Below are 20,909 nucleotides of genomic sequence, written 5' to 3' on the forward strand. Positions count from 1 at the left end.
TCTCGCTCAGGGAGAAGTGGCGGCAGTGATGGGAAGTTCGAACGGGCCGGCCGGCAGGCCGCTGCGGTCGTACAGCGTGCAGACCGGGCTGTCGGCCCAGCAGTAACGCACGCGCGTGGGGTCCAGGCCGGGAGGAATGCGCAGAGCGATGGCGTGGTCGTGCACGGTGGCGACGGCATAACGACAGGTGCCGGGGGCGGCGGCACAGACCTCGAAACCGATCGGTGCATCGTTGCCATAACTCAGCAACGTGGTGTCCACGGCATCGAAGGCGATGCGCACGCCGTCGCCTGCGCGTTGCGCGCTGCGCGGTACCGGGCCGGAGGGCGCAAGCGCCTGCCCATACGCCACCTGCCGCGCCGCACGCGCCAGGCGACGGCCCAGTTCCTGCTTGTTGGCCGGATGGATGTCGTAGCGGTCGCCGATGTCGATCGTCACCGCCAGGCCCGCGTGCGCATCGTCGGCGACGAAGCGGCGCTGCGCCTCGCGCAGCTGCGCCCAGCCGCTTTCCACCGGCTGGGTGGGCGGCGCGCCATAGTTGGCCAGCTGCACGATCAGCAGCGGCAATTGCGCACCGAAGCGCTGCCGCCAGTCGCGCTGCCATGCGGTGAGCAAGGCCGGGTAATGCGCGGCATCGCCGGCATTGGATTCGCCCTGGTACCACAGCACGCCACGCAGGCCGAGCTGGCCGAGCGGGGCGATCATGCCGTTGTACAAGGTGGTCAGCCCGGCCGCCGACGACCATGGCGCGCGCGGTGGCGAGCCCAGCTGCGGCGGCACGATGCGGTACTGCCAGGGCGCATCCAGCGGCAGCGTGCTGCCATCGGCGAACTGCAGCGCACGCGATTGCGCATCGCCCAGCAACCCGCCACGCCGATAGGTGTTGAGCACATTGAGCACGATGCTGTTGCGCCCGGCGTGCAGGTGCCCGCGCGGCAAGCGGTAGCGGCGCGGCTGATCGGCGCCGTAGCTGCTGCCCACGCCGCGCCCGTTGACCCAGGTCTGGTCCAGCTCGTCCACCGGCCCGAGCAGCAGGCTGGCGTCCTGCGCGGCCTGCGCCTGCGTCAGCTCCACGCTGGTGCGGTACCAGACCATGCCGTTGAAGCCGACCAGCTGCGGCACGCCCCAGTCGTCCCACGCGCCCAATGCCGCCGGTGCGGTTTGCCAGGCGCCGGGCGCGTCCGGTTGCCAGGGCTCGCCCTGGCCGTGCGCCTGCCACCAGGCTTCCCAGAGCGCGGCCCAACGCGGCGCCGCATCCACCGGGTCGACGGCGTATCGCGCCAGCACATCCAAAGCCGGGCCATCGTCGCCGGCGGCGCGCAAGGCTGTCTCGCCGATCCAGGCCTGCAGTTGCGAGCCGCCCCAGGAGGCGTTGATCAGGCCCATCGGCACATCGACGGTCTTCTGCAACTCACGTGCGAAGTAATAGCAGGCGGCAGAAAACTCCTTCACCGTCTCCGGCGTGGTGAGCTGCCACGCGGCAGCGCCACCGAAGCCGCGCTGCGGTGTCGGGTTGGACTGCGCCGGCACCTTGAACATGCGGATGCGCGGGTTGTCGGCATCAGCGATCTCGCTGCGTGAATCCAGCGTGCGATGCACCGGCAATTCCATATTCGATTGGCCCGAGCACAGCCACACATCGCCGATCAGCACGTCGTTGACCTGCTGCGTCACGCCCGTGCCGGTGCGTGCGCTCAAGGTGTACGGGCCGCCGGCGGCGTGCGCAGGCAGGCGCGCTTCCCAATGGCCCTGCCGGTCTGCGCGCGCCTGCACCTGCTGCGCATCCAGTTGCACGCGCACGCGCGCGCCCGGGGCCGCATCGCCCCACACCCGGATCGGCGCATCGCGCTGCAGCACCACATGCTCCTGAAACAGCGCATGCAGCAGCGGCGCATCGGCCGCCTGCGCCAGGGGCGGCAGCAGCGCTGCCATGACGGCCAGCAGCGTACGCGCGCTCATTTCGGATTCCCCGGCGCATACGGAAATTTCAATGCTTGGTAATACGCCAGCGGATGCGCCGGCGGCGCCGTGCCGGCAGGCAACGGCCGCCCGGACACGCTCTGGAAGTAGGCGATGCTGGCATCGCGCCACCACTGCGCTTCGTCCTGCTGGATCGCCAGGAAACTTGCCACCTGCTGGTAACGCGGTGCATCGATCCTGCCGGCCAGGCCCTGCCAGGTCGCGCGCATCGCACGCACCTCGTCAACGCCGTGGTCGTAGTGCCACACCAGCTCGTCCCACAGCGGCCGCCCGGAGGCCATGCGGTGCTCCCAGGGCACATGGTGGAACCACAGCAGGTAACGCTCCGGCACGCGCTGCACATCGCCGAACACGCGCGCCACCGGCTTGGCGTATTGCGCCACCGCATTGCTGCCGCCGGCACTGCGGTCAAAGCCAATCCCGTGACGGTCGGCGCGGTGGTAGTAGACCGGGTCCCAGTCCGGGCGCTCGCTGCCGGCATCCCACGGCGCCGGGCCGTAGTGATGGCCACGCCCCATCAGGTGATGCAGGCCGAGCGGGGTCATGTAGTCCACCACCGCCTCGCGCGAGCGCAGCAGCATGTCGACCACAGGCATCACCACAGCAGTGTCATTGGAGAAGGTCATGCGCACCCAGTCCTGCGCGATCGCCTGCGGCGACACCTGCGGGTTCCACGCCAGCCGCCCGTAGGCGTACCAGTTGGCCTGGTCGAAGACCGAGCCACTCCAGTTGCGGTCCGCCCCGATGTTGGCCACCCCGGCGATACCGGTCAGCCGCGTGCGTTTCGCATCGTTGAAGAGCGTGCCGTCCACGGTTCTGGCAACCGTCGAGCCCTTGCCGCGCGCGTAGGTGTCGGCCTGCAGGGTTTCGGCAAACAGCGTGCCCAGGTAGGCCAGGTGGGTGGAAAAGCCCAGATACTCCTTGGTGATCTGGAATTCCGGCATCAACGGCGTCTTGCGCATCGCGCCGAACAGCGGATGGAATGGCTCGCGCGGCTGGAAGTCGATGGCACCATTTTTGACCTGCACGATCACGTTGTCGCGGAACCGGCCATCCAGCGGCAGGAACTCGCTGTAGGCCTGCTTGGCGCGATCGTCCGGTTGCTCGTGCGAATAAACGAAAGCGCGCCACATCACCACCCCGCCATGCGGTGCCAGCGCATCGGCCAGCAGATTGGCGCCATCGGCATGGCTGCGCCCGTAGTCCTGCGGGCCGGGCTGGCCTTCGGAATTGGCCTTGACCAGAAAACCGCCAAAATCCGGAATGCGCGCGTAGATGGCGTCGGCGGTGTCGCGCCACCACCGCTGTACCTGCGGATCCAGCGGGTCGGCGGTCGTCAGGCCACCGATTTCGATCGGCGCACTGAAACGCGCGCTGAGAAACACGCGAATGCCGTAAGGGCGAAACACGCTGGCCAGTGCCGCCGCCTTGTCCAGATACTGCGGCGTCAGGCTCCAGGCCTTGGCATTGACGTTGTTGAGCACGCTGCCGTTGATGCCCAGCGATGCATTGGCGCGCGCATAGTCGGTGTAGCGCGGATCCAGATACCCGGGCAGGGTCTGCCAGTTCCACAGGGACGCACCGGCATAGCCACGCTCGACCACCCCGTCCAGGTTGTCCCAGTGATTGAGCAGGCGCAGCTGCAGCCGCGGCGACTCGTGCAGGTCCAGCGCGGCCAGCGATTGACCGGTCTGCAGCAGGCGCAGCAGGTGGAATGCCCCGTACAGCGCACCCACATCACTGCCGCCGACGATGGCGGTGGCGCGATGCCCGTCCATGCTGACACTGCGGATCAGATAGCCGTCGCGGCCCAGGCCGGTGGTCTGCAGGTGCAATGCCGCGATCTGCGGCGCAGCGGCCGCACCCAGCACGATCGCACCATCGCGCGTGACCGTGGCAGACGACGGCGGCGCAGCACCAAGCAGGCCCGACAGTCCACGCTGCAATTCGTCGCGTGCGGCCTGCAACGTGGGCGAGCTGCCGGCGACGATCAACTCGCTTGCGCTGCCGCGCACCTGCGCCGCGTTGGCCAGCGGGTGGTAGCGCAACCATAAGTCGTAGCCGTCCTCGGCCCGCGCCCCGGCACTGACCAGCACCAATCCACACAGCAACGTCAGCGCCAGCCACCACGGCTGCGCCAACGCACCGCAATACGCGACGCAGCGCCGCATTGCACGCGCGCTCATGCGGCATGCTCCATCGACATCCACGTACACGGCGGCGTATCGCCGCTCTGCCTGCTTCCCGGTACCATGCGTCGCATCGTCGTGCACGCAGTGAGCGCTTGCGTTACCGCAGCGGTTTGTGTGCATCGTGCAGGTTCGCCACCCACTTGAAGAGGCCACGCTTGGAGAAGGTCAGGAAATCGGTCCGCCGCACCAGCCGCGCGACCACCATCGACGAGGTGGCGGCGCTGGCGAAGGTCTCGCCGATGACGGTCTCGCGCGTGGTCAACAACAACGGCAGCGTGCGCGATGCCACCCGCGCACGCGTGCTGCGCGCAGTCGACAAGCTGGGCTACACGCCCAACCTGGCGGCCAGTGCCCTGGCCGCCGCGCAGAGCACGCGCATTGCGTTGATCTACAGCGACCCCAGCGGCGCCTACCTGCGTGAGCTGCTGCTGGGCGTGTTGCGGGTTGCCTCGCGCACGCCGATCCAGCTGGTGATCGATTGCTGGGACGACCTGGATGCAGACGCCGAACGCCGTGCCGCGCGCAAGCTCGCCAAGGGCGTGGCCGGGGTGATCCTGCCGCCGCCGCTGTGCGAATCCAAGGCCGCGGTCTTGGAACTGGTCCGCGCCAAGGTGCCGGTGGTGGCGATCGCCTCCAACCATTTCAGCCCGGACGTGGCCTGCGTGCGCATCGACGAATTCGCCGCCGCCAAGGAAATCACCGAGCATCTGATCGCCCAGGGCCACACGCGTATCGGCTACATCGCCGGGCACCCCAACCTGTCGGCCAGCACGCGTCGCTTCGAAGGCTTTCAGGCGGCGCTGGCCGATGCCGGCCTGCGGCTGGATCGGCATCTGGTGCAGCCGGGCGACTACACCTACAAATCCGGCCTGGTCGCTGCGGAAAAACTGCTGGCGCGCAAACGCCGCCCCAGCGCCATCTTCGCCAGCAACGACGATATGGCCGCCGCTGCAATCTCGGTCGCGCATCGGCGCGGGCTGGATGTGCCACGCGATCTGTCGGTGGTCGGCTTCGACGACACCTCCGCCGCCACCGCGGTCTGGCCCGAACTCACCACCGTGCAGCAGCCCATCGCCGCCATGGCCGACGCCGCGCTGGACATCCTGTTGAAGACGATACGCGCCAAGGAGCGCACGGCGAAGATGGTCGATCATGTGGTCGCGCACCTGCTGGTCAAGCGGGATTCGGTGGCCGCACCGGCGGCGCCGGATGCAGCGGAACAGCCCTGACGCTGCACGCGGTTCTGCGCGCAGGCCGCCGGTGATCGCCTGCGCGTGCAGGCGGTCACCGGCACGGCATCAACGCGTCAGATACTGGTTGATCAGGTTCTCGTAGGCTTCCTGGCGGCCGCTGAGTTGCTTGGGCGCGTTACCGGCCGCGTACTGGGCCAGATCCACCAGCGTGCTGCTGCCGTTGGCAAACTCCGCACCCGCGCCGCTGTCGAAGCTGGCGTAACGCTCGGTGCGCCACTGCTCCAGCGGCGAGGCGGTCAGCAGCGCATTGGCCACTTCCAGCCCGCGTGCGAACGCGTCCATGCCGCCGATATGCGCCAGGAACAGGTCCTGCGGATCGGACGACTCGCGGCGCACCTTGGCATCGAAATTCAGCCCGCCCGGTGCCAGCCCGCCCTGGCGCAGCACCACCAGCATCGCCCCGACGGTGTCGTACAGGTCGGTCGGGAACTGGTCGGTATCCCAGCCGTTCTGCGGGTTGCCGCGGTTGGCATCGATGCTGCCGAGCAGGCCGGCATCGGCTGCCACCTGCAGGTCGTGCTCGAAGCTGTGGCCCGACAGCGTGGCGTGGTTGGCTTCGATATTGAGCTTGAAGTCCTGGTCCAGGCCGTGCTGGCGCAGGAAGCCGATCACCGTGGCGCTGTCGAAGTCATACTGGTGCTTCATCGGCTCCATCGGCTTGGGCTCGATCAGGAAGTTGCCTTGGAAGCCGATCGCACGGCCGTAGTCGCGTGCCAGGGTCAAAAAGCGCGCCATGTTGTCCTGCTCGCGCTTCATCTGGGTGTTGTGCAGGCAGGCGTAGCCCTCGCGGCCGCCCCAGAACACGTAGTTCTCGCCACCCAGCTCGACGGTGGCATCGATCGCGGCCTTGACCTGCACCGCCGCACGCGCCACCACGTTGAAGTCCGGGTTGGTCGATGCACCGTTCATGTATCGCGGATGCGAAAACAGGTTGGCGGTGCCCCACAACAGCTTGACGCCGGTGTCGGCCTGGCGCTGCTTGGCGATGCCGACCATGTGTTTGAGGTTCTTTTCGTACTCGCCGATGTCGTCGGCATCCGGCGACAGGTCGATGTCGTGGAAGCAGTAATACGGCACGCCGAGCTTGGTGAAGAATTCGAACGCGGCATCGGCCTTGGCTTCTGCACGGTCCAACGCGGTGTTGCCGATATCCCACGGATACGCGCGCGTGCCCGGGCCGAACGGATCGGCGCCATTGCCGCAGAAGCTGTGCCAGTAGGCCACGGCAAAGCGCAGATGCTCGGCCATGGTCTTGTCGCCGACCTGCTTGTTGGCGTCGTAGACCTTGAAGGCCAGCGGGTTGTCCGAGTCGCGGCCTTCGAAGCCGATCTTGCCGATACCGGGGAAATATTCTTTGGCGCCGATGTGGACGGTGTTGCTCATGGGGTGGAACTCCTGCAAAGAGGCGAGGGAAAAAGGAAGGGCGTTGCAAACCAGGGGCCAGTCACGCAGCGCGGCAATCGTGCATGCGCACCGCCACCGCGCCAGCAGCGCGCACGCTCGATCAGCGCCGGGGACACATACGGGGGCAGGGCCTGACCCACGTCGCACAAAATGTTAGCGCTACCACAGCTGCGACCGAAAAAAGCCGCGCGGTGGAGCGAAGCTGGAGATGCCATGCCGATCCCGAGTGAAGCGGTCTGCCCGACTTTACCCAGCCCGGCGCCGAAAGGCTTGCTGCGCTGCGAGATGTGCGCCGCCCCGACGACCCGCGGCACCCGCAGCCGCGTTGGGGCCCGCTGACGCCGCAGCACCGCCAGACGCGCGCCGAACACTCGCCCACGAGCGCCTGACCGCCCGTTCAGCCGCGCACGCCCGGCGCCGGCCCGCCGCGCGCCGGGCAGCTACAATGGCCGGCTTATGACCGCTGTCCTGCCGCTGCCGCAACCCCTGGCCGACCCCGCGCCGCGCGACCCGCGCCAGCGGCTGCAGCGTGAGCAGCTGCGCCTGGGCAAACGCCTGCAGCACCAGGTGGGCCAGGCGATTGCCGACTTCGGCATGATCGCGCCCGGCGACAAGATCATGGTGTGCCTGTCCGGCGGCAAGGACAGCTACACCTTGCTGGACATGCTGCTGCAGCTGCAGCGCAAGGCGCCGGTGCCGTTCACGCTGGTGGCGGTCAATCTGGACCAGAAGCAGCCCGACTTTCCCGCCCACGTCCTGCCCACCTACCTGCGCGGCCTGGACGTGCCGTTCGCCATCGTCGAGCAGGACACCTATTCGGTGGTCAGCCGGGTGATCCCGGCCGGCAAGACCATGTGTTCGCTGTGCTCGCGGCTGCGGCGCGGCGCGCTGTATGCCTATGCGCAGGCGCACGGCGTGACCAAGATCGCGCTCGGCCATCATCGCGACGACATCGTCGCCACGTTCTTCATGAACCTGTTCCACCACGCCCGGCTCGCGGCGATGGCGCCCAAGCTGCGCAGCGACGACGGCCAGCACGTGGTGATCCGCCCGCTGGCCTATGTGCGCGAAGCCGACATCGCCGCCTATGCGCAGGCACGCCAGTTCCCCATCATCCCGTGCAACCTGTGCGGCAGCCAGGAAAACCTGCAGCGCCAGCAGGTCGGCCGCATGCTGCAGCAATGGGACCGCGAGCAGCCCGGGCGGGTCGAGCAGATCGCCCGCGCGCTGGCCGATGTACGGCCCGAGCAATTGGCCGACCGCACCCTGTTCGATTTCCTGGCGCTGGGCCGCAATGGCGATGCAGCGCCGCCCGATCCTGATCCCGATTCCAGCGCCTGGCTCGCTGCCGGCGACAGCGCACACGACAGCGACTGACGCGGCCACCACGGCGGCGGCAGTCTTCCCACCCTCCACGTTTCTTCCTCCTTTTCGGTCTGACGCATGTTCTTTCGTAATCTCACCCTGTTCCGTTTCCCGACCACGCTGGATTTCTCCGAGATCGACACGCTGCTGCCGCAGGTGCAGCTCAAGCCGGTCGGCCCGCTGGAAATGAGCTCGCGCGGTTTCATTTCCCCGTTCGGCCGCGACGAGCAGGAAGTGCTCTCGCATCGCCTGGAAGACTTCCTCTGGCTCACCGTCGGTGGCGAGGACAAGATCCTGCCCGGCGCGGTGGTCAACGACCTGCTCGAGCGCAAGGTTGCCGAGATCGAGGAAAAGGAAGGCCGTCGCCCCGGCGGCAAGGCGCGCAAGCGTCTGAAGGACGACCTGATCCATGAGCTGTTGCCGCGCGCCTTCGTCAAAAGCTCGCGGACCGATGCCATCCTGGACCTGCAGCACGGCTACATCGCGGTCAACAGCTCCAGCCGCAAGAGCGGCGAGAACGTGATGAGCGAGATCCGCGGCGCGCTCGGCAGCTTCCCGGCACTGCCGTTGAACGCCGAAGTCGCACCGCGCGCCATCCTCACCGGCTGGATCGCCGGCGAACCCCTGCCCGAAGGCCTGAGCCTGGGCGAAGAATGCGAGATGAAGGACCCGATCGAAGGCGGCGCGGTGGTCAAGTGCCAGCACCAGGAACTGCGCGGCGACGAGATCGACAAGCACCTGGAAGCCGGCAAGCAGGTGACCAAGCTGGCGCTGGTGCTGGACGACAATCTGTCGTTCGTGCTCGGCGACGATCTGGTGATCCGCAAGCTCAAGTTCCTCGATGGCGCACTGGACCAGCTCGAACACAGCGAAGACGACGGCGCGCGCGCCGAACTCGACGCGCGCTTCGCACTGATGAGCGCCGAAATCCGGCGCCTGTTCCTGCTGCTGGAAACCGCGCTGAAGCTGAGCAAGGCGGAGTAACCAGGTTTCGAACGGCGGCGGCGTCAAGGGGCGATGCGCCGCTTGAATCATCCGAGGTCTAAAACAACAGCTCGCAGCGTCGCGGGCGCGGTGTCCTCACCTTGCGGGACACGCCGTGAACCCGTCCCTGGGGGCTCGGTGGCGGCATCCATGCCGCCACACGGTCCCGCAACCGGTAAGGACACCGCACCAGACAGTTGGTCGGTGCTCTTGTGAGAGCTGTCTGTCGTGCGGCGCCCATCAGACATGGAGCCGATACGTCATGAGCGAACGACGCATCCAACACCGCTCTTACCGTGCGCACCAACTATCTCGACAGGTCCTTGCCTGCTCACCGTCGCGTAAGAGCCGACAGGGACATACTTGCGGCGTGTCCTGCGATGGTGGGCAGGCAAGGGCCCTGCACCAACGCGCAGCGTCGCGGGCGCGGTGTCCTCACCGCTTGCGGGACACGCCGTGAACCCATCCCTGGGGGCTCGGTGGCGGCATCCATGCCGCCACACGGTCCCGCAACCGGCGAGGACACCGCACCAGACAGTTGGTCGGCTGCTTTCTTGAAAGCGTGGCGCTCGGCTTGCGGTGGGCAGACGCGACGTTTGCAGATTGCGCGTCAAAACGCTTGTCTGCTGCTCGGTCTGCGGTGAGACGAGTGGTGGGAAGCCGGTCGAGGCACAGTGGCTCGACCATCGCACCTCATCTTCTGCTTTCAACGATGCACACCGACCATCTCGACAGGTCCTTGCCCGCTCACCGTCGCGGGACCTTACGCGGCATGGATGCCGCGTAAGAGCCTCCATGGATGGATTCACGGCGTGTCCCGCGATGGTGGGCGGGCAAGGGCCCCGCAGCAACGCGCAGCGTCGAGGGCGCGGCGCCCTCACCGCTCGCGGGACACGCCGTCACATCGCATGTATCAATCGCGCCATCTCACCACCTGACACATCGCAGCGCTATCCTGTGTCCATGTTCAAGCCCGTCCGCCGTCTGATCGCGCCCGCCCCGCAGGTTGTCGAACGCGACTGCGTGCGCGTGCAACTGGACGGGCGCGAAATCGCGGTCCTGCGCGTGCGCGACCCGCGTGCGCGGCGCATCAAGCTCAGCGTCGACGAACGCGGTGCGCGGTTGACCCTGCCGCTGCGCGCAAGCCTGGTGTCGGGCGAGCGCTTTCTGCTGGCGCACCTGGACTGGTTGGGCACGCAGCTGTCGCGTTATCAGCAGGTCGATGCGTTTCCGGCGCTGGCGCGTGGCGTGCCGGGGTTGCTGCCGTTACGCGGCGCCTTGTTGCCGCTGAGCTGGCACGACGGGCGCTACGCACGTATCGAGGTCACCGACGACGGCGCGCAGTTCCATGTGCCTACGCGTCTAGGCGATGCAGGCCTGCGCCGCACGTTGAAGGAATTCTACGAAGCACAGGCGCGCGCCGATGTCGGACGCTGGTTGCCGAGCTATCTGCCCGGCCTGCCGCGCGCGCCGGCGCGGGTGCGGCTGAAGGTGATGTCCTCGCAGTGGGGTTCGCTGGCACCGGATGGCTCGATGGCGCTGGATCTGGCGCTGGTGCTTGGCCGCCCGTCCGCTTTCGAATACGTGCTGGTGCACGAGCTCTGCCACCTGCTGCAGGCCAATCACTCGCCTGCGTTCTGGGCCGAGGTGGAGCAGCGCTTTCCCGCCTGGCGCGACGAGCGCAGCTATTTCCACGAACACGGGCGCCAGCTCAAGGCGCAGCTGCGGCGGTTGTTGCAGGTGGAGTAGGGCAGGTCGTCGCGATGCAGTTTCCGCCGCTGACGCTACCTGCCGGTGTTGCCGGCACTGAGGTCTGCTGTCGCATGCCGAGCAATAAGCACGAGCGTCAGCGCCGTGGCATCGCGCAGGACGCATGCACGCATTCCGCGCATCACGCGTGCGGCGGCGGCAGCGACGCCAGGAATCCGTTGATCACCGCCGCCACCGCGTCCGGTGCTTCCATATGCACATGGTGGGTGCCGGGCAACAACTGCAGGCGCGCATCGCGCATCAGCGCCACGCGGTGGTCGCGCAAGGCAGCGGGGAAGTACACCTGCGCCGGCGTGGCGAAGATGGCCTGGACCGGGCAGGCGATGGAGGCCAGCAGCACGTCGATCTGCGCTTCGGTCATGCGGATGGCCGTGGGCAGGGTCAGGCGCGGGTCGCTGCACCAGCTGTAGCCGCCTTCGACCGCGCACACGCCGCGCTCCACCAGCAGCCGCGCGGCCGGTTCGGTGAGCTGGTTGGCCATCATGCGTGCGCGCACCGGCATCTCCATCGACGGAAACACGCGCAGCGGCCGCTGTGACAAGGTGCGTGCCGAGGCAATCGCATCGCGCAGGCGGGTGGCGGTGCCTTCCACCGGCTCGGCCAGTGCGCCCAGCGCCTCGATCGCGATCAGCGCCTCCACGCGTTCCGGCGCCGCGGCGGCCAGCAGGCTGGCAACACCGCCGCCCAGCGAGTGGCCGAGCACGCTGAAGCGCTCCCAGCCAAGCGCATCGGCCACTTGCAGCAGAATGCCGATCGCGCTGCTGAGCGTGTACTCGGCACCAACCGGCAACCACGCGCTATGGCCGTGGCCGGGCAGATCGAGCAGGACCAGATCCAGGTCCTGCGCGTGCAGGTGCGCGCTCAGCGGCAGGAAGCTGGCGGCGTTGTCCAGCCACCCATGCAGGGCCAGCACCCGGCGCGGGCCACGGTCCGGGTTGCGCAGTCCGGTGACCCGGCCGATCGCCAGGTCGCACGCAAACGGCTCCAACCTCACGCGCGCCGCGCCACTGCGGCCAGTGCCTGCGCATGTGCCGGGCTGGCATTGAGGCAGGGGATGTAACTCAGGGTGGCGCCGCGTTCGGCCAGCGTTTCGGCAAAGCCCAGCGCCACTTCCTCCAGGGTCTCCAGGCAATCGGTGGCAAAACCCGGGCAGACCAGGTCGAAGCTGCGCACGCCGCCTTCGGCCAGTTTCCACAAGGTCGGTTCGGCGTAGGGCTGCAGCCAACGCTCCGAGCCGAAGCGCGACTGGTAGCCCATCTGCCATTCGTCCGCGCCCAGGCCCAGCGCGGCGACGATGGCCTGCGCGCTGCGCTCGCATTGCTGCGGATACGGATCGCCGGCATTGGCCACGCGCTGCGGCAGGCCGTGGAAGGAGAACATCAGCTTCTCGCTGCGCCCGTGCGCCTGCCAGTGCGCACGGATCGAATCGGCGATCGCCGCGACCCAGCCGGCATCTTCGCAATACTCCTGGATCACCTCCACCGCGATCTCCGGCGCGCCCCGGCGCCAGGCGTCGATCACATCCTGGATCGATGCGGTCGTCGTGGTCGAATACTGCGGGTACAGCGGCAGCACCACGATGCGCCGGATGCCGCGCGCACGCAGGCCGTCCAGCGTCTTGCGCAGCGCCGGGGCGCCATAGCGCATGGCCCATTCCACGTGCCAGTCCGGCATGACCTCCTTCAGGCCTTCGGCCAGCCGGCGCGTGTACACCGCCAGTGGCGAGCCATCCGGCAGCCAGACCTTGGCGTACTTCTCGGCCGACTTGGGCCCGCGGATGGGCAGGATCACCCCGTACAGCAGCGGCTTCCAGAACAGCGGCGGGATCGCGACCACGCGGCGGTCGCTGAGGAACTCGGCCAGGTAGCGGCGCACGGCCGGGGCGGTGGGCGACTCGGGGGTGCCGAGATTGACGACCAGCAGGGCGGTATCGGGGGTGGTGTTCATGCGCGCCATTCTGGCAGAGCGCGGCAGTGCTGCCGAGGACAGCGCATCGATCGCCCCCATTGACCGCCTCTGGCACCCGCTTGCGCTCACCACCGATTCATTGCGCCACCACTAACGTCGCGCCATTGCTATCTTTGACGGATCGTCCCCTGGAGCTTGTCATGCCTCGTCTGTCGCGCCTGGCCCTGTTGTTGTCGCTGACCTTCGCCGCCGGCCATGCCGTTGCCGGCCCGGAAGAGGACCAGCGCGCGCGTAACGCGGTGCGGGTGCTCAACGAGATCATGAAGATTCCCGAGCAGGCCATCCCGGACAAGCTGCTCGACGAGGCGCGCGCCATCGTGGTCATCCCCGATACGCTCAAGGCCGGGTTGGTGATCGGCGGCCGGCGCGGGCACGGCCTGATGTCGATGAAGAATGCCGACGGCAGCTGGTCGCAGCCGGTCTTCGTCAAGCTCACCGGCGGCAGCATCGGCTTCCAGGCCGGCGTGCAGTCCTCCGACGTGGTGCTGGTGTTCCGCAACGACCGCAGCCTGGACAACATCGTCAACGGCAAGTTCACCCTCGGTGCCGATGCCGGCGTGGCCGCCGGCCCGGTCGGCCGCAATGCCGCCGCCGCCACCGATGGCCAGCTCAAGGCCGAAATCTGGTCGTGGTCGCGCGCCCGTGGCCTGTTCGCCGGCGTGGCGCTGGACGGTGCGGTGCTGCAGATCGACGATGCCGCCGACCTCAACGCCTACGGCGGCGGCGCCACCCCGCGGATGATCTTCGAAGGCCGTACCAACGAGCGTGCCTCCACCGACGTGATCGCCTTCCGCGACCGCCTGGAAGAGGCGACCTACACCGCACGCGCCAATCGCGGTACCGATGGCAGCGCCGACGACAGCGCCAGCGCGCCGCGCCCGGCAACGCCGCCACCGGCACAGGCGGCCACCACACCGCCGCCTGCGGTCAACGAAGCCAGCACCGTGCCGATGCAGCCCAGCACCACGCCACCGCCGCAGCAGGGTTTCCAGCCGGTGTCCGATGGCGAAATCCGCACCGAATCGCTGGACGGCAACCGCTGACGCGCTGTCATCCCCCTGCGCGGTGCGCTGGGGTATCCTGCGCCTTCCTTCTTCTTCAGCAAGCGAGCAGATCATGGGCGGTTTCAGCATTTGGCACTGGCTGATCGTGCTGGTGATCGTGTTGCTGGTGTTCGGTACCAAGCGGCTCACCAGCGGTGCCAAGGATCTCGGCAGCGCGGTCAAGGAATTCAAGAAAGGCATGCACGACGAGGACAAGCCGGCCGGCAAGCTCGGCGACGACAGCCGCACGGCCGAGCAGGCACGTGAGGCGCAGGCCGAGCGCGATCGCGACGCGCGTTGATCCGGAGCGGCGTCGGTGTTTGACATAGGTGTTGGCGAACTGACGCTGATCGCGATCGTCGCCCTGGTGGTGCTCGGTCCCGAGCGCCTGCCCAAGGCGGCCCGGTTCGCCGGATTGTGGGTGCGCCGCGCGCGCATGCAATGGGACTCGGTCAAGCAGGAACTGGAACGCGAGCTGGAGGCCGAAGAGCTCAAGCGCAGCCTGCAGGACGTGCAGGCCTCGCTGCGCGAGGCCGAGGACCAGCTGCGCAACAAGCAGCAACATCTGGAGCAGGGTGCCCGCGCGCTGCACGACGAGGTCGGGCGCGATATCGATATCCGCAGCACCACGACACCGGTGGCGACGCCGCTGGAGCTGGCGCATGCGGACCTGTCGGCTGGGGCCAGTGCCGCGCCGGCAGCGGGCCCCGCCGATGCGCCTGAACATGCGGCGGCCGCAGCGGTCATCGCCCAGGCACGGCCCATGGCGCCGGCGCCCCACCAGACATTGGTGCCAGCCCCCCACGACCCGGTGGTGCCGGCGCCGCATGCAGCGCATCTGGGCAATGCCAGCGCGCAGACCCCGGTTGCCTCGCCAATGGAGCCGGGCATGCCAGATGCGCTGATCGAGCCGACCGAGCCGGGCAAGCTCCAGGAGAAGCGGCCGTGAGCCTGTTCGACGACGCACAGGCCGAAAGCAGTCTGATCGAGCATCTGGTCGAGCTGCGCGCACGCCTGGTGCGCGCCCTGATCGGCCTGGGCGTGGTGCTGCTGGCGCTGTTGCCGTTTTCCCGCGCAATCTACTCGTGGCTGGCCGCGCCGCTGATTTCGCAGCTGCCGCTGGGGCAGACGATGATCGCGATGAACCCGGCCGGCGCGTTCTTCGCCCCGCTCAAGCTAACCTTCTTCGTGGCGGTGTTCTTCAGCGTGCCGTGGCTGCTGTATCAGGCCTGGGCCTTCGTGGCGCCGGGCCTGTACCAGCGCGAGAAGAAACTCGCATTCCCGTTGCTGGCCTCGGCGGTGGCACTGTTCTACATCGGCTGCGCGTTCGCGTATTTCCTGGTGCTGCCGGCGGTGTTCCACTTCCTGACCACGTTCAAGCCGGACGTGATCGCCATTACCCCGGACGCCAATTCCTACCTGGATTTCGTGCTGGCGATCTTCTTCGCCTTCGGTGCCAGCTTCGAGCTGCCGGTGGCGCTGGTGATCCTGGTGCTGCTGGGCTGGGTCAGCCCCAAGCAGCTGAGCGAAGGCCGCGGCTATGCCATCGTCGGCATCTTCATCCTGGCCGCCGTGCTCACCCCGCCGGACGTGGTCTCGCAGCTGATGCTGGCCATCCCGATGTGCCTGCTCTACGAGCTGGGCATCATCGCCTCGCGCGCGGTGGGGCCGAAGAGCGCCTAGTTCGCGGACGGGGCCAGCATCGCCCCAGACGCCAATCACCCACGTAGGAGCGCACCCGGGCGCGACCGGGACTTCCCGGCGAACGCTTCGTCGCGCCCAGGTGCGCTCCTACGGGTTGGGATGGTCTGGCGGCGACCCCGTTCGCGCGCGACCGGGGCTCTCCCGACGAATGCTTTGTCGCGCCCAGGTGCGCTCCTACGGGGCGGGGGTCTGAGGCGGCAAGCACATCCGCAGGTCAGGGGCTCAGGCCGCAAACACATCCGGGCGTGAGGGCGTCGTCGGCTGGGCAGAAGCGCCTTGGTGCGTGAACATCTGCTTCCAGGCCGCGTAGACCGAGCCGGCGAACACCGGCATCAGCACCGCCATCAGCAGCAGCTGGGCCAGCCACATCGCCACGGTCTGGCCGGCGACCAGGCCGACGATCAGCGCCACGATCATCACCGCGAAATAGATCGCGAAGATGGCGATGAAGGCCAGCACGAAGAACACCAGCATCGCCGGCAGGTTGTGCAGGCTGGCGCGCAGGCTCTCGCGCAGCGCGTGGCCGCCGGTGCTGCGGTCGAACATCACCTGCGGCGGCATCACGAACAGCGCCAGGGTCATCGCCGCGAAGGTGGCGATGGTCAGCAGCAGCCACAGCAGGATGCGGCCGGCCGGCAGGCTGGCGGCCAGCTGCTCGATCTGCACCGGATCCGGCTGCGCGCCGGACTGGCTGATCTGGTTGATCTTGATCATCACCTCGGACAGCTGCTGCAGCCCGCTGGCGCCGATCATCACCAGCAGCAGCACGCCCAGCAGCAGGCCGGCGATCAGCTGCGGCAGCAGCGACACCAGCAGGTGCGGCGCGCGGCCGTCCTGCAGGCCGTGCAGCAGATGCGACGGCTTGGCGATGCGGCCTTCGTCGACCTCGCGGATCGCCCACAGCAGGCCGCCCATGAACAGCGGGCCGGCCAGCACCAGCAGGAACTGCAGGGCCGGGCCCAGCAACGGCACCAGCACCGACAGCGACACTACCAGGGTGGCGGCCACGCTCCAGATCACCCCCAGCGAGCCAAGCGCCAGCGGCGCCCGCTTCAGTAGCGAGAAACCGGTCAACAGCCATTCTGCGCCGGCAGACGCCGGCACCTTGCGGATTTCGCTCATTCCCATTCCGGATCGATACGCACCGGACCATCCGGCGTGGCGCGATTATCGCTGCTTTTGCGTGTGTGCGGCGGGATGAGTGCTCACTGTTTGCAGGCCGCGTGCGTGATGCACGAACCGGCGCAGCAGCTTGCGTGCGATCGGCGCGGCGGTGACCTCCCGGGCGACCGTACGGGCGCAGTGGCCGTGGCGGGCAATGCACTCGGCGCGCGCCTGCACGTAGCCGCGCATGTGGTGGGTGGCAAACTCGGGGTGGAACTGCACGCCCCAGGTGGCCTGGCCCCAGCGGAAGGCATGGCAACGGTCCTGCCGCGAATGCGCCAGCACGATGGCCCCGTCCGGGGCGCGCACCACGGTCTGCATGTGCGTGGCGTGCGCCGGGAAATGCGCCGGCAGGCCCGCAAACAAAGGGTCCTGCTCGGCTGGCGGGTGCAGTTCCAGCGCGATCGTGCCGGATTCGCGCCCGGCCGGGTTGTAGTCGACCTCGCCGCCCAGCGCGTGCGCCAGCAGCTGGTGCCCGTAGCAGATGCCCAGCAGCGGCATGCCCTGGTGGGCGGCATCGCGCAGCCAGGCGGCACTGCGTTCGCTCCAGTCGGCGCGGTCGGTAACGTAGGCGGCCGAGCCGCTGACGATGGTGCCGGCAAAGCCGGTGCGGTCGGGCAGGCGGCCGCCGTTGGCGACATCGATGGCGACGGTTTCGTGTTCGGCCAGCCCGGCCGCAACGCGGATCCAGTGCCGAAAGCGGCCGTATCGCTTCATCTCCGGCACGGGATGCCCGGTTTCGATGATCAGGAACGGCAAGGCGGACATGCGGACGAGCATCCAGCAGCGACTGATGTGCCCGATTGTAGGCAGCTCCCGCCGGTTTTTTTCAATTGGCGTGCCAATACATGCAGCTAAGGTTATGCCGGATGGCTATGTGCTGATGGCTGGGGATGGTGGTGGAACGATCGGCGCTCGGGGATGGGGGAATGGCGGCAGTGGACCAGGCAGCGTGGTGCCGCGCACTGGACCGCTAGCGTCAGGAAGGCATGTGCCTGTGCTGACGTCCCCGCATCCGCCCTTCGGGCCCCTTCTCCCGGTGGGAGAAGGGGGCAAGCGAGACCAGACAACCGGCCTTTTCCCGGAAGCAAGCCAGCCAGGCAATCCGCCTAGTCCCGCGGCGGCAGGACCGACAACACCTCTTCCACCGTGGTCAGCCCGGCGGCGACCTTTTCCAGGCCGGTGCGGCGCAGCGTGCGCAGGCCTTCGCCGCGGGCGGCGTGGCTGAAGCTGGCCAGGTCGGTGTCGGCGCGGATCAGGCTGCGCAAACGCGGTGTCACCGGCAGCAGCTCGTACAGGCCGACACGGCCCAGGTAGCCGGTGCGGCGGCATTCCAGGCAGCCGACCGGCGCGTGCACGTTCAGCACTTCCGGCAGCGTTTCGCCCGGCTCGCGGATCGCCGACCAGTCGTCGTCGCTGAGCGTGTGGGGGCGCTTGCAGTGCACGCACAGCGTGCGCACCAGGCGCTGCGCCAGCACGCCGTTGAGCGTGGAGGCGACCAGGTAATGCGGCACGCCCAGGTCCAGCAAACGGGTGATCGCCGAGGCGGCGTCGTTGGTGTGCAGCGTGGACAGCACCAGATGCCCGGTCAGCGAGGCCTGCACCGCCATCTGCGCGGTTTCCAGGTCGCGGATTTCGCCGATCATGATGATGTCCGGGTCCTGGCGCAGCAGCGTGCGCACACCGCTGGCGAAATCCAGGTCGATGTTCTGCTGGACCTGCATCTGGTTGAATTCCGGCGCGATCATTTCGATCGGGTCTTCCACGCTGCACACGTTCACATCCGGCGTGGCCAGGCGCTTGAGCGTGGAATACAGCGTGGTGGTCTTGCCCGAGCCGGTGGGGCCGGTGACCAGCACGATGCCATGCGGGCGCTCGACCAGCGCGCTCCAGCCGGCGGCTTCTTCCGGGCTGAAGCCGAGTTGCTCGATGCTCTTGAACGCCGAATCCGGGTCGAAGATGCGCATCACGCACTTCTCGCCGAAGGCGGTGGGCATCGTGGACAGGCGCATTTCCACCTCGCGCCCGCCCGGCGAACGGGTCTTGATGCGGCCGTCCTGCGGGCGGCGGCGTTCGGCCAGGTCCATGCGGCCGAGCACCTTGATGCGGCTGACCACCGCGGTCATCACCGAGGGCGGCACTTCCAGCACCTTGTGCAGCACCCCGTCGATGCGGAAACGCATGCGCCCGGCCTCGCGACGCGGCTCCAGATGGATGTCGCTTGCCCGCTGTTCGTAGGCGTACTGCAGCAGCCAGTCGACGATATGCACGATGTGGTGGTCGTCGGCATTGACGTCGCCGGCGCGGCCCAGTTCCACCAGCTGCTCGAAACTGGGCAGGCCGGCACCGGGTTCGGCGCTGCGCACATCGCCGCGCGCGCCGCGCACCGACTGGGTCACGCCGAAGAACTCCATCGTGTAGCGGTGCAGGTCCAGCGGGTTGATCAGCGCCAGTTCGATGCGGCGCCGGCTCAGGTGCTGCACGTCGGCCAGCCAGTCCAGCGCCAGCGGCTCGCTGGTGGCGATCAGCACGCGCTCGGCATCCAGCGCCAGCGGCAGGATGCGGTGGCGGCGTGCGTAGGCATGCGAGACCACGCCGGTGACCGCGGCCACATCGATGCGGGTCGGGTCGATGCGCAGATAGCGCAGCCCGGTGCGGGTGGCCAGCCATTCGGTCAGCCGTTCCAGCCCGAGTTCGCCGGCCGGCGGCTGCGCGGCATGCAGCTTGAGGTTGGCCAGCAGCACCAGCGGATGCACCTCGCTGGCATTGCGCACGCCGGCGGCGGAGAACTGCACGCGCTCATGTTCGTGCGGCACCACCATGCCGTCTGCAAGCAGGGCGGCGGCCACCGGGTCGAACATCAGGCGGCCGCGCGGCAACAGTGCCGCTGCGCTTTCAGTATCGGCCGTACGCCGCTGTTCCATGCTCGAGGTTCCCCTGCAGCGGTGCTCCGCGGCAAAGCGCTGCGGGTCGGCCGGTATACTAGCGCACCCCTTCCGCACGGCCTTTGCTGCATGTCCGATTCCCGGCGCGTTCCAATCACTTTCCAGGGCCTGATCCAGACCCTCAACCAGTACTGGGCCGAGCAAGGCTGCGTGCTGATCCAGCCGCTGGACCTGGAAGTGGGCGCAGGCACGTTCCATCCGGCCACCTTCCTGCGCGCGCTGGGACCGGAGCCGTGGAATGCGGCCTACGTGCAGCCCTCGCGCCGCCCCACCGACGGCCGCTACGGCGAAAATCCCAACCGCCTGCAGCGCTACTACCAGTACCAAGTGGCGATGAAGCCCAACCCGGACAATATCCAGGACCTGTACCTGGGCTCGCTCAAGGCCCTGGGCATCGACCCGCTGGTGCACGACCTGCGCTTTGTCGAGGACAACTGGGAATCGCCCACGCTGGGCGCCTGGGGCCTGGGCTGGGAAGTCTGGCTCAACGGCATGGAGGTGACCCAGTTCACCTACTTCCAGCAGGCCGGCGGACTGGAGTGCAAGCCGGTACTGGGCGAGATCACCTACGGGCTGGAACGGCTGTGCATGTACCTGCAGAGCTGCGACAACGTCTACGACCTGGTGTGGACCTATGGCCCGGATGGCACGCCGGTGAGCTATGGCGATGTGTACCACCAGAACGAGGTGGAGCAGAGCGCCTACAACTTCGAGCATGCCAATGTGGCCGAGCTGTTCCATCGGTTCGACGCCTGCGAGGCCGAGGCCAAGCACCTGGTCGAGGTCGGCCTGCCTTTGCCGGCGTACGAGCAGGTCACCAAGGCCAGCCACGCGTTCAACCTGCTGGATGCGCGCCGCGCGATCAGCGTGACCGAACGCCAGCGCTACATCCTGCGCGTGCGCGCGCTGGCGCAGGGCGTGGCGCAGGCGTATTACGCACAACGCGAGAAGCTGGGCTTTCCCGGAGTCAAGCGCTGATGCTGTGTCCTTCCCCCGCCAGCGGGGGAAGGTGCCCGCAGGGCGGATGGGGGCAGTACGTCTCCGCCGCCTCGGCACGACCCTCATCCGGCGCGGCGCGCCACCTTCTCCCGCTAGCGGGAGAAGGACATTCTCCAGTCACCTTCGTCCGTTGATGGC

17 protein-coding genes are annotated in these 20,909 nt (G+C 68.1%); 9 read left to right on the top strand and 8 right to left on the bottom strand.

Going from position 1 to position 20,909, the window contains the following annotated elements:
- Nucleotides 1-6: 6 nt before the first annotated feature.
- On the bottom strand, nt 7-1,959 hold the full coding sequence (locus tag EO139_RS03245; protein WP_126969288.1) for a sialate O-acetylesterase: 1,953 nt from the start codon (nt 1,957-1,959) through the stop codon (nt 7-9).
- A complete protein-coding gene (locus EO139_RS03250) occupies nt 1,956-4,151 on the bottom strand; it encodes an alpha-glucuronidase family glycosyl hydrolase (protein WP_126969320.1) in 2,196 nt (731 codons plus the stop codon). The genes EO139_RS03245 and EO139_RS03250 overlap by 4 nt, the downstream gene beginning before the upstream one ends.
- Nucleotides 4,152-4,327: 176 nt before the next feature.
- Between EO139_RS03250 and EO139_RS03255 the strand changes: the two genes are divergently transcribed.
- A complete protein-coding gene (locus tag EO139_RS03255) occupies nt 4,328-5,401 on the top strand; it encodes a LacI family DNA-binding transcriptional regulator (RefSeq protein ID WP_161960193.1) in 1,074 nt (357 codons plus the stop codon).
- 69 nt (nt 5,402-5,470) lie between these two features.
- Here the strand turns inward: EO139_RS03255 and xylA are convergent, their stop codons facing one another.
- Nucleotides 5,471-6,808, bottom strand: a complete 1,338-nt coding sequence (xylA, locus tag EO139_RS03260; RefSeq protein ID WP_126969289.1) for a xylose isomerase — start codon at nt 6,806-6,808, stop codon at nt 5,471-5,473.
- A gap of 477 nt (nt 6,809-7,285) precedes the next feature.
- On the opposite strand from xylA, the gene ttcA reads away from it, so the two are divergent.
- The 3 genes from ttcA to EO139_RS03290 all read left to right on the top strand — a co-directional run bounded on the left by ttcA (nt 7,286) and on the right by EO139_RS03290 (nt 10,927).
- Nucleotides 7,286-8,206: a tRNA 2-thiocytidine(32) synthetase TtcA gene (ttcA, locus tag EO139_RS03265; RefSeq protein ID WP_126969290.1), complete on the top strand. Its 921-nt coding sequence runs from the start codon at nt 7,286-7,288 to the stop codon at nt 8,204-8,206.
- A gap of 66 nt (nt 8,207-8,272) precedes the next feature.
- Nucleotides 8,273-9,178, top strand: a complete 906-nt coding sequence (locus tag EO139_RS03270; RefSeq protein WP_007974628.1) for a recombination-associated protein RdgC — start codon at nt 8,273-8,275, stop codon at nt 9,176-9,178.
- A 963-nt stretch (nt 9,179-10,141) separates the two neighbouring features.
- Entirely contained in the window at nt 10,142-10,927 is a 786-nt protein-coding gene (locus EO139_RS03290) for a SprT family zinc-dependent metalloprotease (RefSeq protein WP_164739706.1), read from the top strand.
- Nucleotides 10,928-11,069: 142 nt separating this feature from the next.
- Here the strand turns inward: EO139_RS03290 and EO139_RS03295 are convergent, their stop codons facing one another.
- On the bottom strand, nt 11,070-11,936 hold the full coding sequence (locus EO139_RS03295) for an alpha/beta hydrolase (protein WP_104584350.1): 867 nt from the start codon (nt 11,934-11,936) through the stop codon (nt 11,070-11,072).
- A 2-nt stretch (nt 11,937-11,938) separates the two neighbouring features.
- Nucleotides 11,939-12,904, bottom strand: a complete 966-nt coding sequence (gene hemH / locus EO139_RS03300) for a ferrochelatase (protein WP_126969321.1) — start codon at nt 12,902-12,904, stop codon at nt 11,939-11,941.
- A gap of 152 nt (nt 12,905-13,056) precedes the next feature.
- On the opposite strand from hemH, the gene EO139_RS03305 reads away from it, so the two are divergent.
- From EO139_RS03305 to tatC, 4 genes are all read left to right on the top strand, one after another.
- Entirely contained in the window at nt 13,057-13,959 is a 903-nt protein-coding gene (locus EO139_RS03305; RefSeq protein WP_164739198.1) for a YSC84-related protein, read from the top strand.
- 73 nt (nt 13,960-14,032) lie between these two features.
- Nucleotides 14,033-14,260, top strand: coding sequence for a Sec-independent protein translocase subunit TatA (gene tatA / locus EO139_RS03310; protein ID WP_104584354.1), 228 nt, complete (start codon nt 14,033-14,035; stop codon nt 14,258-14,260).
- Nucleotides 14,261-14,275: 15 nt separating this feature from the next.
- Nucleotides 14,276-14,908, top strand: a complete 633-nt coding sequence (gene tatB / locus EO139_RS03315) for a Sec-independent protein translocase protein TatB (RefSeq protein ID WP_104584356.1) — start codon at nt 14,276-14,278, stop codon at nt 14,906-14,908.
- Nucleotides 14,905-15,642 carry a twin-arginine translocase subunit TatC gene (gene tatC / locus EO139_RS03320; protein ID WP_104584358.1) on the top strand — a complete coding sequence of 246 codons (738 nt, stop codon included), beginning with the start codon at nt 14,905-14,907 and terminating at the stop codon, nt 15,640-15,642. Before tatB ends, tatC begins: the two co-directional genes overlap by 4 nt.
- A gap of 243 nt (nt 15,643-15,885) precedes the next feature.
- Here the strand turns inward: tatC and EO139_RS03325 are convergent, their stop codons facing one another.
- The 3 genes from EO139_RS03325 to EO139_RS03335 all read right to left on the bottom strand — a co-directional run bounded on the left by EO139_RS03325 (nt 15,886) and on the right by EO139_RS03335 (nt 19,751).
- Complete coding sequence (locus EO139_RS03325; RefSeq protein WP_104584360.1) at nt 15,886-16,785, bottom strand: BPSS1780 family membrane protein; 900 nt, start codon at nt 16,783-16,785, stop codon at nt 15,886-15,888.
- Between the two features lie 45 nt (nt 16,786-16,830).
- Nucleotides 16,831-17,595, bottom strand: coding sequence for a glutamine amidotransferase (locus EO139_RS03330; RefSeq protein WP_126969294.1), 765 nt, complete (start codon nt 17,593-17,595; stop codon nt 16,831-16,833).
- A gap of 341 nt (nt 17,596-17,936) precedes the next feature.
- Nucleotides 17,937-19,751: a GspE/PulE family protein gene (locus tag EO139_RS03335; RefSeq protein WP_119129899.1), complete on the bottom strand. Its 1,815-nt coding sequence runs from the start codon at nt 19,749-19,751 to the stop codon at nt 17,937-17,939.
- A 90-nt stretch (nt 19,752-19,841) separates the two neighbouring features.
- Between EO139_RS03335 and glyQ the strand changes: the two genes are divergently transcribed.
- Nucleotides 19,842-20,750, top strand: a complete 909-nt coding sequence (gene glyQ / locus EO139_RS03340; RefSeq protein ID WP_104584364.1) for a glycine--tRNA ligase subunit alpha — start codon at nt 19,842-19,844, stop codon at nt 20,748-20,750.
- Nucleotides 20,751-20,909 lie beyond the last annotated feature (159 nt).

The sequence above is a fragment of the Xanthomonas sp. BRIP62411 genome, assembly GCF_003993525.1.
In the GTDB taxonomy this organism is placed as follows: domain Bacteria; phylum Pseudomonadota; class Gammaproteobacteria; order Xanthomonadales; family Xanthomonadaceae; genus Xanthomonas; species Xanthomonas euroxanthea.